Raw genomic sequence first — 12,615 nt, 5'->3', positions numbered from 1 at the left:
TATTATTTAATATGGCCATATAAAAATTTATGTAAAGTCTAAATAATATAAGAATATCGAATATTACACCATATTATTTATTCAATTTAGGTATTGCGTGAAAAAATGAGAAAATTTCAAATAAACAGAGAAACAAAAGAAACGAAAATCGGATTAGAGTTAAATATTGATGGAACTGGAATATACAGCATTGTGTCAGGGGTACCATTTTTTGACCACGTATTAAGCTCCTTTTCTAAGCACGGTGCATTTGATTTAAATTTAAGAGCTAATGGAGATTTAGAAGTAGATGACCACCACACAGTTGAAGATATAGGCATTGTTTTGGGTCAAGCATTTAGTAATATCGAAAAAAACAATATAAAAAGATTTGGCTGGGCTATGATACCAATGGATGAAGCAAAAGCAACTTTTTGTGTTGATTTAGGTGGTAGGCCTTATGTAGTGGGGGATTACGTACCAAATACTGAAAAAATAGGCAATTTTTCCACTGAAAACGTTGTTCATTTCTTTGAATCTTTTGCAAACCACGCAAAAGTTAACATACACTTTGAAGTAAGTGGTAAAAACGAACACCACAAAGTAGAAGCACTTTTTAAAGCATTTGGTATCGCTATGGATATGGCTACGCAAAAAGATAATAGAAAAGGAGTTGTAAGTACAAAAGGGATTATTTAATCTTACATTAAATTACAATTGGTACAATTAATTATAAGTTTTATTTAATTTAAGTTATCTAAAATAAAATTTAAAAAAGTATTTTTGATTATTAATTAATATTTTAGTATTTTATTTTTAGTATTTTATTTTTAATTTTAGGGGTTTAGGTCAACACATACAACTCTATCCACGTTTTTGACGTTTTTACGTCCCAAAAAGTATTTATTGTATAATATCCGCTATTTTTATGTTCTGATACTACATAAGACGTTGTTAAATCATCAATATAATAATTTGGAAAGTTGTATAATATATTTGAGTATGAGTATGATAATTTAGTTATATTTTTATTTTCCAATTTTGAAATAGTGTTTAATTTGGATAAATCTATAATATTATATCCTTTATTGCCCAATTTTTTAGCTAAACTATTATTAAACTCTACTAAATCGTATTTAGTAGGTTTTTCAATGTTTAATTTTGAAATATTGTATTCATAATTGAATTCATAAGTTCCAAATTCTTCATTCTTTGTTAGTTTTATTAATTTAACAACATTTTCACTACCGGGCTTACTTATTTTTTGCAAGTAATCCGAAAGGTAATCCACTTCAGAACCTTTGTCAATTGCCATTAATTGAGTATTTCCATTTTCATTTACTTCCGTAGCAACAAATAAATGACTGCTCTTATCATCGTATATCATATGTATGAAATACACAGGATAATCATTTTTTAGCAATTGTGATGCTGTAAATGTGGCAAAGTCTCTGCAAACTCCTTCTTTTAAGTCCAATAGTTGAATGGGGGAAAGTACTTCAACATATTGACCTTCATATTTTAGGGTTTTACGATTATATGTATAATCAAAATTTTGATTTTGCCAGTTTGAGAGTAAATATAAATATCGGAAAGTATCCTCCGAATAAACGATATTTGGGATTTTTTCTAAATTATACCTATTGTAATAAGGAGCCATATGATAATTGAAGGATTGAAGGGATAATTTATTTGGATATTGATTGTTAAATGTGTACAATATATTGTCATTAGTGTAATCAGTAATTATTGCGTTTTCATTATACAAATCGACGGGATTCGTATATACACCTTCTGCATATGCTGTATTAAGGGACGTTATTGCTAATAAACTTACAATTAGGCATAATGACCTAATCATTACGTTATTTTTTGTTTTGGGGGAAGATATGTTATTGTATTTAATAATTTCACCAATATTAAGAAAATATTAATAAAAAAAGAAATATTATAGTTTCGCTGAATTACGGGGGTTTCGGCATATTCTTTTAATATTAATCTTATTTTTGTAAAATATCTTTTAAAATATCTTTTAAAACTCGTGATATGTGTATTATATTGTATTGTGGAACACTTTGGGGGATAAGTATCCACAATAGTATAATATTCTAAAAACTATATAAATTTATCTTATAGCAGACAGCATATAGTTAATATGCTAATAAATGGTGATTATATAAAATTCAAAATATTTATATATGATAAAGTTAAATATAATAATGTGAATTTTTATTTAATTTAACTTTAATAACTTTTACTTATATAATTTGTAATTGTGTACCATTTGTATATTACTAATAAAAATCACAATATGGAAAACAGAATATTATCAATGATTATTATCTAAAAAATGGGGATTTATATGAGAATAATCGGTCGTGGATACAGGTTAAGATTTATAAGAAATAACTAACCTTAACGATGTATTTTAGTGGTCTGTGTAATTATGAGGATTATTACGCAATGCTATATACTTGTACTATAGAACATAAATAGGGGATTAATATTCAATTAAATGTCTTATTAGATGTTATTAGATATTTAATAAAAATTGTAAACTTTAAATTAAGTATGGAAACATAAATAACAATTATACTTGCATATCATTTTTATTTTTAATATTTTAATATTTTAATATTTTACTATTTTAGTAATTATATAATTTATAATTTATAATTTAGTAAATTACTATGTGAATAATTTATTTTTTTATAAATTTATTATGGATGTAATATAAAATTATTAACTTTTCCAAAAATTTACGATTTATTTGTTGAATAGTATAATTATAAAAATTAAAAATTACATAATATATGATAGCAATATATTTACAAATAATATGCTAAATATAATTATAAAACTGCTATTGTGATATTATGGTAAGAAAAGACAAATGCAAGGCATTGTTTCTGTTATTTTTGTTATTCCTAATTACGATAAATGTAGTAAATGCCTATAATTTAGATATTACTGCACCAGAAGACTTACAAATTGAACGTGGAAGTTATGAAGATATATCCATAAAAATATATTTGCCAAATTCATTTCCTGTAGCAAATGACGTAAATGTTTCTGTAAAGGTTGTAAACTGCTCGGAAACTCTTTACAGCACAGTTTTAAATGCAATGGGTTGCGATAAAGAGACAAAATATAACGAATATTTTACAATATCTCCAAATGTTCGAAATATTTACCAAATAATGCCGGGTTCGTCGGGATTCGCATATTTTAAAATTTACACAAAAGGAAATACGCCTAAAAGAACATACACTTTAGAAATTACATCAAATTATATGATGGTTAATAAAGACAAGGATGCTGAAGGTACTGCAGACGAATATATTTACAATGTACAAACTCAAAATTTTGATATTGAAATCATCGACGGTAAGGGTAATATTGAAGTAATAAACGACATAACGCCATTAATCTTAAATGATTTGAACAGTATGTCAAATATGTCAAATATGCAGAATGTATCTGTATCTGATACCGATAATACAAAAACTACCTCTTGTATATTAAATTCGAATGTTAATCCAAATATTAACATATATATCGATGGGAAATTAATAAATGGCGATTCGTTTAACAAAACATTAAACGAGGGTATTCACTTTATTGGAATCGATGGAATAGGTATTAACCATACAGATAAGCGTACTATTCAGGTTTTTGCAGGAACGAATGAAAAGATATATCTTTCTAAGTTTTTTGAAGACCATTTGAAAAAATATGCTTACGAAAATGGTTTAACTACTATTTATGATAACAAGTACAATATTACATCAAATAATACCATTGGTACAAATCTTGAAAAATCAAATGATAATACTGCCAATAATGGCGATTCGTCAAGTACAATTTTAGATGCTGAAAGTATAATGATAGGTACTGTAGCAGATAAAGAAGTTAAGGTGTATATGACCCCAGAACGTTATTATTTACTTATTGCAGTATTGATATTATTTGCAGGTGTGTTATTGACTGTAATTATAGTGAATTTATTAAAATCTAAAAAAGAAGAAAAAGATGATTAAAACTATTAAATACTTTAAAAAATCTATAATTAGTATTTTTGGTAAATTTATAGCTTTTTAGGTTAATTAGCTATATATACTTATAATGTATATTACAATATAATCATACGTATGTCAACAAAATTTGGATTAATAAATTATTCATTTATAATTTTTCAAAAAATTACGTGATTTAAAAATACTTAAAAATACTTAAAAATACTTAAAAATAATTAAAAATAATTAAAAATACTTAAAAAATGACTAAATTTAAACTGAAAAAAATTTATAAAAATTATTGATAAATCCGGATAAAAATTAATTATTAATTTGGTGAATTTATGTGGAAAAGATTAGGAACTTTAACAAAATTTTATGTAAAAACTCCAAATCCTAAAAAGGGAGCTAATAAAATGGCACTCTTAATTGACGGTCCAAATATGCTTAGAAAAGAGTTTAACGTTGATTTGGATAAAATAAGGGATGCAGTAGAACAATTCGGTACTATTGTAGTAGGTAGGGTTTACTTAAATCAGTATGCTTCTGATAAATTAATCGAAGCAATTGCAAATCAAGGATTTGAGCCAAGAATATCTGCAGGAGACGTCGACGTTGAGATGGCGGTAGATGGGACTGACTTAGTCCATAATAAAAATATAGACACCATAGTTTATATGACTCGAGACGCCGATTTTTTACCTGCAATGCGTAAAGCTAAGGAAAATGGTGTTGGTATCATAGTAGTTGGTGCAGAACCTGGTTTTAGTATGGCAATTCAAAATATTGCAGACCACGTTATAAAAGTGGAGGAAGATTTTGAATTAAATAAACAAAAATTGGAACAGAAGAAGAGAGAAAGAAATCCTGCAATGGCAGAATTACACGAGTCAGATTTTGAAGATGAAAATTCTAATGAAGAAAATGCTGAAACTGTTGGAAGCCACAACAATGACAATAATAAAGACTTTCAAAATCAAAAATCGCAACACGGAAAAAATTTTGAAAAAAGAAACGATAAAGATGATAAAAAATCCAAGAAATCAAAAACTTCAAAATTTGAAGAAACTATTAGTAATAGAATTAATTGGTTGAAGAAAAATTAATTTTATAACTTATTATTATTATTATTTTTATTATTATTCTATTATTATTTTATTATTATTCTATTATTATTATTTTTATTATTATTTTTATATTTTTATCTTATTATTATATTTTTTAATTTTGAAACATAATCTCAATTTAGCTAAAAAAAGTATAAAAAAATGGTTTAATGTATTTTCAGCTATTTAAATAGTAGTATTTAGTTTTTAAATGTTTATTTTCTTTTTAATTTTTTAATCGTATTTCATTATATAATTTGTCAACATATTTTTAGTATTTTGGCAAGATGTATTGTCCATTAATTCAACTAACCAAAAATCTTTTTTGTAATTTAATAATCTGTCAAGCACTGGCTTTAAATTATCTAAATTTTTTGGAGCAATGTGTTTGCCTTCAACCTCATTTTCGTAAACGTGTACATTATGAATGTATTCGGCAAATAAATCAACAGTATCGAGCCTATTTTCATATTTGGTATGACCAATATCCATTGTAATATTACAATCGCAATTTTCCACGACTTTTAAAATATTGTAGGGATTTGAAGAAAAGCCTTTCCTAAGATTTTCCACACATATTTTAACATTTTTTTCTTTCGCATATTCTACTATGCTACTTAGATTTTCCAGTAGTTTGTCGTATTCTGGAGGTATACCATTGTGTAAATGGACAGTTAAATAAGCTTCTTTGTTCTTATTTTTAGTATTTTTATTATCTTTATTATTCTTATTTTGAGTACTTTTAATATAGTCGGAAACATACCCTACGGTTTCCAACATTTTATTAGTTCCTTCTTTTGACGATATATTTAAGATAGGTGCGTGAAATCCGTAAATATCTGAACTAACTACATTAGTATACTTATCAAAGTTTGGGTTAAAATGTAAACCCCAATCATTGATATGATTATATTCCGTTGGTTCCTTATTTCGCATACATACGCCTATCAAAAAATCACCAAGTATGTGTAAATTATAAAATATTTTATTACTTTGACGATGATATTAACCAACAATATTATTGGTTATGTAGTAATTAGTTATTAAGATATATAAAGATATCATTAAATTTTCTAATATCTATTGATATATTAAAAAATAATAAAATAATATATTAAAAAATATGAATTATTCATCTCTAATATAATTATCTCCATAATATATTTCAAAATTTACGATATTTTTATACTGATTACTGTTTATTTTAAATCTTCTCGTCAATTCTTCAATCATATCAATATTTTTAACTTCAAATGTGTTATATCTATTATCATTTTGGAGAATTTGGAAGTATTTGTTTTTATTACGTGCAACTTTATCGATTACATCAGTATCGTAAATTACGGGATACTCTTTTAATATAATGGCTTTATTACATAATTCGGGAGGATTATTTTTACCCCCTTCTAATATAATACCATCTAAACCTAAAGTTATAGAAACTATAACTTTTCCATTATTTGTTTTTATATCGATGTATTCTTCAAGTGTTTTATCTGCATATCTAAGCATTTTCTTTTCTTTTTCGTGATTGTATCTAAAAAAAGTTTCCCAAAGCTCTTTTTTTGATATGTATTCAATTTCTTGCTCTTGCTCTTCATTATTTTCATTATTTTCTTGATTTTTTTTAGTCTCTTCATTCTGTTTTGAAGTCATAATATCACACAATTTATTATAAATGGTTGAAATTTCCATTAACCTATTATTTATATTATAATTATATCATCTTAAAAAATTTTATAGATATTATATTTTGGTACTATAAAAAATGTACTAAATTACATTTGAATATGTTAAAAAAATAATCATCTAATAAAAAAATAGTAAATAATTAAAATTAATAAATTTACGATAGTATTTATAATTATAATACCACTATGCCAAATATAATGGATAATAGCATAGCAATGAGTATAAAGACTACCGTAGGCAATTCTATAGTAAATCCATTCTTCCAATTTACATCAAACATATCTTTGTTTAAGTATGCTGCAGCCATTATTCCCAATAAATTCCCGAATATGGGTACAAAACCAAATATAATGTATGTTATTGATTTTATTGCCGAAATAACAACTATTTGCTTAAGTTCCACGTTTATTTTCACTAATTTAGTCCCCAACATTGTAAAAATTGTTTCAAAAATTACATAAAGAATGTATGTAATAATAACCCAAAATATTTCAGTTATTAAATCCATCCCAATCCCCCTAATTTAAACATAAACCAATGTTTAAACTTATTAATTAAATTTAGCAGTTAATTATGCTTATTATATGAGTATATGAAAATATGTTATTGATATCGGATTAATTACTTAATTAATTACATAATAATATATTTGAATATCCAAGTTTAAATATATTATTGAATAAAATCTTAATGGGGCAATTAATAATTTAAATTACTAAAAATATCTTAAAATTAATTCAATTTACAAATAATGCCAAAAAAGAAAAGAAAAATTAAAAAAGTATAACTTATATCATACAAATTGATTAAAACATCCAAACATCTACTAATTCGTCTTTATCATACTTTTTGTCGTCTGTAATTTCAACAAGACCCTCAGCATAAGCAACTGATTTTATCATATTAGAACCTTCAAAAGTCGGATAAGCAACACCATTTTCAATTTTAACCGGCATATATATGGTTCTATCAAACTGAGAATACAATTCCTCAGAAATTTTAAATTGCCGAATATTTTTATTTAAATTTTCGTGCATAAGACTTTTTAAGAATGGATAAACTACTACCTGAGCAATTATCACGCAAGAAGTAACGTTTCCAGGCATACAAATCAATGGTTTACAAATATTATTTTCATCGATAGCTTCTCCCAATAATATGGGCATACCAGGTTTTATTTTGGCTCTGTGCATTAAAACTGAACCTAAATCTTCAATTACTCTTTTCGTAAAATCTTTTTTACCTCGAGAAACTCCTCCAGAAGTAATTACAACATCATACTCATTTAAAGCTGTTTTAACAATATTTCTTAATTCTGCAAAGTCGTCTTTAGAAACACCTAAAAATTTAGGTTCACAACCTGCTTTTTTAACCATATTGCCAATAGTTTTTGAATTAACGTCATTTATTAATTTTAATTCATCGCCAGTAGATATAATTCCTACCTTAGGTAGTGAATAAACATTGAGCTCGTTAACTCCTGAAGAAGCCAATAAACCAACGTTTCTCTCGTTAATTTTTGTACCCTTTTTAAGAAGCAATTGACCTTCTTCTATATCAATACCCTTTTTTACGATGTGATTTTCTTCAAATGGATTATTTGGTAAGTATGAATTCCTTAAAATGTGATTTTCTTCTTCATTTAAATTTAATATAATGGTGTTTCCATTATTTTTAATGTAATTTACCATTTCTTCGGTTTCAATGCCCAAATATTCGATAGGTATTATATAATTAGTTCCTTCGGGTAATTTAGCGCCTGTAGCGACCCAAGTACATTCATTGTTTCTTATTGATAAATCTCGATTGTCTCCAGCGTGAACTTCATCAATTAACACATATTTGTCTAATTTTTCACTGACGGCAAAACCATCCATATTTGACTTGTTGTATGGGGGGACTGCAATATTTGAATATAGGTCCTCTGCAATAACTCTGCTAAATGCGTCATTGAGGTTTATTTTTTCAGTTTTGTTATTTTGAAATTTACTCTGTAATATTTTATTTAATTCGGTAATTGATATCATATTATCACATAATTGGTTTATTGATGTATCATTTTATTTTATTTTATTTTATTTTTATTTTCATTTTACTATTATATTGGTATTATAATTATTATTTTATTGCTATATTCTTATATTTGCCATTATATTTGTTTACAAATATATAACTTATTAATTATATTTGATTACCTTACAAATTGTAATTACTTATGATTTATATAGTATAAAAATGTTAATATATTACTATTACGTTTTAAAAAATATTGTAATACAAAATAGAAACATTTATATATTAAGGTAAGTATATTTAATTACGAAATTTTTAAAATGGTAATCTGAAATGATTAATAAAAATAAAAATTTCTAAAATATTACTTGAATGTTTCAAAAATATTAATTTACCGTAAAAATTTATAAAATTTTAATACTATATAATATCTTACTCCATACTGTAGTTAATGCCATATCATTAATTACCAACGTATCAATTAATTATTAGGGATAATATGACTATTAAAAATAGTAAAGATAATAAAAATTTAGAAAATGCTAAAAATAAGACTAACTATGCTAAAATAAGCTTTTTAGTATTGGTAATATTGTCAGTAATTACGATGACAGCATTTTCGGGATGTATGTCAGGTGCAGACCAAACTGCTGGCACACAAAATCAGAACACGGGTAGTTCAGAGCCTATTAGGGCATTTGTAGGTGCAGGGATGCAAATACCAATGGATGAAATTGCAAAAGTATATGAAGAGAAATACGGCGTTAAAATAGAATATGATTATAGTGGTAGTGGTGCATTGTATTCAAAAATTGTTGCCTCAAATTCTGGCGATATATTTATGCCGGGAGATAGTTCATATATTTTTAAATTACAAGAATCAAAAGGTTATGTTGCACAATACGAAAATATTACAAAACACGTTCCAGTAATTGCAGTACAAAAAGGAAATCCTAAAAATATCCAAGGATTAGAAGATTTATCAAATGAAGGAATCACTTTATCACTTGGTGAAAAAAGTATCGCAATTGGGAAAACATTTAATAAAATATTGGGTAAAGCTGCAAACAATGGTTTAAATATAACTGATAAAGTTAAAGAAAACACATTGGTAGAAGCAGGTACTGTTAAACAAACATTAATGTATGTATGCCAAAAACAAGCTGATGCAGCTGTTGTATGGAGGGCTGACGCACTTTCAAGAAGTGATGAAGTTGACATTATAGAAATAAACCCAAAATACAATACAATAAAAACAATACCTGTAGCAATCTTAACAACTTCAGATAATCCAAACACTGAGAAATTTTATCAGTTTATAATTACTGAAGGATTGCCAATATTTGAAAAGAACGGATTTGTATTATTAAATAATACAAACCAATAATTATTTAATTAATCATTAAATATCATTATTTAATTAAACTTAGTTAATTATTGAGTATTTAATTAACTATAATACATATATTGTCACATTGAATTCTTACATTTTTAGGGGACTTGTAAGAATTAATCACCGTTATATCAAATAACTAAATAAAATTTAAATTTAAATTATCATAGGGTTAATAAATATCTAATATACATTAAATAATAATATTAAATAAGATTTAGCAATTATTTGGTCACATTTGGTCACTATATCAACTAAAAAGATTAAAATAATTTAGAAATTAAAATAACTAACCATTTTGGAATTCATTTTGGTATTGTAGTTATTTTAATATTTTTAATATTTTTATAATATACGTTCTATTTGTTCTTATTTTATTCTATTTTCAAAGATTATTACAATTTACACAGAATGCAACAAATGCAAAAAAATTACAAAAAATTACAAAAAATTACAAAAAAATTAAAACAGAAAAATAAATTAAATTAAATAATTTAAAAAGAAATAAATTAAAAAGGACAGGATAAAAAGGATAAAGGGATAATATGAGGTTTATAAACGATTCTTTAAAATTTTCATCAATGCTTTTGATGTCTGTATTTATATCAATGGTTTTGTTTGTATTAATTTCGATATTGGGGAGTGTTACACCCGAAACTTTGAAAATGGCTATTTTTTCAAGTGAAGTTCAATTTGCAATACAGTTCAGTTTAATGACTGCCACCATTGCAACGACTTTAGGTTTAATTATTGGCGTTCCTGCGGCTTATGCACTCGCAAGATATGATTTTAGGGGCAAAAACCTTATAGATGCAATGGTTGAAGTTCCTGTCGTAATCCCTCCGTTAATATCCGGATTTGCACTTTTAGTATTTTTTGGAAATACTATTTTTGGTCAGGCAATTTCTGAGCAATTGAAAGGTATTTTATTCACTCCAAAAGGCGTAATTGTTGCACAGTTTTTTGTGGCAACGCCTTTTATCGTTAGAACCTCAAAATCCGTTTTTGAAAAGATAGATTCAAAATACGAATACATAGCTCAAAGTTTAGGTGCGGGAAAGATTGAAAGCTTCTTTAAAATAAGTTTACCGATGGCTAAAAACGGTATACTCGCAGGAATGTTTTTAGCGTGGGCAAGAAGTATCGGTGAGTTTGGTGCAACAATGATGGTTGCAGGGGCTACCAAAATGAAAACTGAGACGCTACCTGTGGCAGTTTTCTTAAATATATCTCTTGGAAACATAGATATGGCGTTAACAATTGCATTTGTATTTTTAATGGTGGCATTGATTATATTGATGACTATACGTACAATAGCAAATTATGGCTCAAAATACACATAATACCAATACCAATAAAATAAAAATAATAATTTAATTAAATATGAATACATTGAATATTACATTTTTCTGTTTTAATATTGTATTTATTTTTATTTTAAAACTATTTAACAAAATATATGTATTATAAAGTAAAAGTAAAAATGTAATATGGAATTTTACACGTATGAGTAATTATGAGTAATTTCTTAAAATTAATTAAAATAAATTAAAATATGCAAATAAAAGGTAATACTATGAAAATTGAAACTGAATCCCTAAAAAATGAGAATTTTGACTTACAAAAAACATTAAAAGATGTATTAGTAAAATTATGCGAAGAAAACAATCTTTTAGATGAAAAAATTGAGATAAAACCTATAAACATAAATTTAGACACTAAAAACGTTAAAGATTACCCCCTTTTAAACGGAAAAGAATTTTTATTGCGTGCATTCTTCAAAAATTCAGTTGGCGACGCTTTTACAACATTGGAAAACCTTTCGGAATTCAATGGTTCTATCTCAGAAGTAATCGACTCAAATGATAACCAGAGAATACTCGCAACGTTTAACGCTATAATGGAATATTTGAAAAAAACAGATAAAACAAAACATTGTGAAGGTTCTGACCCTGAAAAATGTGCTGAGGAATTAGCAAAGCATATTTTAAAGACAAATGACCAAGAAAATTTAAAAATAGGAATTATCGGATACCACCCTGCAATAATTAAGCAAATGGTTAAAACTTTCGGTGCCGAAAATGTTTTAAATACTGATATGGACATAAATAATATTGGAAGAATGAAAAACGGCATATTTGTTATGCACGCCGATATGAACGAGTATTTAATAGAAAATTCTGATATTATACTTGCTACAGGCAGTACAACCGCAAATGGTACAATAATCGGTTTAATAAATTTGGCTGAAAAGAATAATAAAAAAATAATCTTTTACGGGACTACGGTAGCAGGTTTTGCTAAATTGTACCCTATTGAACGATTCTGTGCTTATGGAAGCGAATAATATAATATAAAAAATAAATTAAAAATAACTTAAAAATAAATTAAAAATAGTAAATTAATTACTAAATTA

The 12,615-nt window shown here is 25.8% G+C and carries 10 protein-coding genes and 1 pseudogene; 6 read left to right on the top strand and 5 right to left on the bottom strand.

Annotated elements, in window-relative coordinates:
- Nucleotides 1-105: 105 nt before the first annotated feature.
- On the top strand, nt 106-678 hold the full coding sequence (gene hisB, locus J3E06_RS04765; RefSeq protein WP_013180144.1) for an imidazoleglycerol-phosphate dehydratase HisB: 573 nt from the start codon (nt 106-108) through the stop codon (nt 676-678).
- A gap of 145 nt (nt 679-823) precedes the next feature.
- Here hisB and J3E06_RS04760 read toward each other — a convergent pair whose 3' ends face one another.
- The gene (locus J3E06_RS04760; RefSeq protein ID WP_013180143.1) at nt 824-1,840 is read right to left on the bottom strand and encodes a transglutaminase-like domain-containing protein; all 1,017 of its coding nucleotides are present in this window, start codon (nt 1,838-1,840) and stop codon (nt 824-826) included.
- 1,015 nt (nt 1,841-2,855) lie between these two features.
- On the opposite strand from J3E06_RS04760, the gene J3E06_RS04755 reads away from it, so the two are divergent.
- On the top strand, nt 2,856-4,019 hold the full coding sequence (locus tag J3E06_RS04755; RefSeq protein ID WP_013180142.1) for a hypothetical protein: 1,164 nt from the start codon (nt 2,856-2,858) through the stop codon (nt 4,017-4,019).
- 320 nt (nt 4,020-4,339) lie between these two features.
- Nucleotides 4,340-4,859 (top strand): annotated as a pseudogene (locus J3E06_RS04750) (TIGR00288 family NYN domain-containing protein); the annotation flags it as partial.
- Between the two features lie 476 nt (nt 4,860-5,335).
- On the opposite strand, the gene J3E06_RS04745 reads toward J3E06_RS04750, so the two are convergent.
- The 4 genes from J3E06_RS04745 to J3E06_RS04730 form a co-directional block, all read right to left on the bottom strand.
- Nucleotides 5,336-6,037: a sugar phosphate isomerase/epimerase family protein gene (locus J3E06_RS04745; protein ID WP_013180140.1), complete on the bottom strand. Its 702-nt coding sequence runs from the start codon at nt 6,035-6,037 to the stop codon at nt 5,336-5,338.
- Between the two features lie 192 nt (nt 6,038-6,229).
- Nucleotides 6,230-6,757 (bottom strand): hypothetical protein, encoded by a 528-nt coding sequence (locus J3E06_RS04740; RefSeq protein WP_048187124.1) that lies wholly within the window; start codon nt 6,755-6,757, stop codon nt 6,230-6,232.
- A gap of 208 nt (nt 6,758-6,965) precedes the next feature.
- Nucleotides 6,966-7,301, bottom strand: a complete 336-nt coding sequence (locus J3E06_RS04735) for a hypothetical protein (protein WP_013180138.1) — start codon at nt 7,299-7,301, stop codon at nt 6,966-6,968.
- A gap of 298 nt (nt 7,302-7,599) precedes the next feature.
- A complete protein-coding gene (locus J3E06_RS04730) occupies nt 7,600-8,820 on the bottom strand; it encodes a molybdopterin molybdotransferase MoeA (protein ID WP_013180137.1) in 1,221 nt (406 codons plus the stop codon).
- 554 nt (nt 8,821-9,374) lie between these two features.
- Here J3E06_RS04730 and modA point away from each other — a divergent pair.
- The 3 genes from modA (at nt 9,375) to J3E06_RS04715 (ending at nt 12,546) form a co-directional block, all read left to right on the top strand.
- Nucleotides 9,375-10,193, top strand: coding sequence for a molybdate ABC transporter substrate-binding protein (gene modA, locus J3E06_RS04725; protein WP_157209437.1), 819 nt, complete (start codon nt 9,375-9,377; stop codon nt 10,191-10,193).
- A 551-nt stretch (nt 10,194-10,744) separates the two neighbouring features.
- Entirely contained in the window at nt 10,745-11,542 is a 798-nt protein-coding gene (locus J3E06_RS04720; protein ID WP_013180135.1) for an ABC transporter permease, read from the top strand.
- A 233-nt stretch (nt 11,543-11,775) separates the two neighbouring features.
- Nucleotides 11,776-12,546 (top strand): Rossmann-like domain-containing protein, encoded by a 771-nt coding sequence (locus J3E06_RS04715; protein ID WP_013180134.1) that lies wholly within the window; start codon nt 11,776-11,778, stop codon nt 12,544-12,546.
- The last annotated feature ends 69 nt before the right edge of the window (nt 12,547-12,615 follow it).

This window comes from Methanococcus voltae (assembly GCF_024807655.1).
Classification (GTDB): Archaea; AGJL01; Methanococci; order Methanococcales; family Methanococcaceae; genus Methanococcus; species Methanococcus voltae_D.
This window is presented reverse-complemented; position numbering and strand designations above follow the sequence as displayed.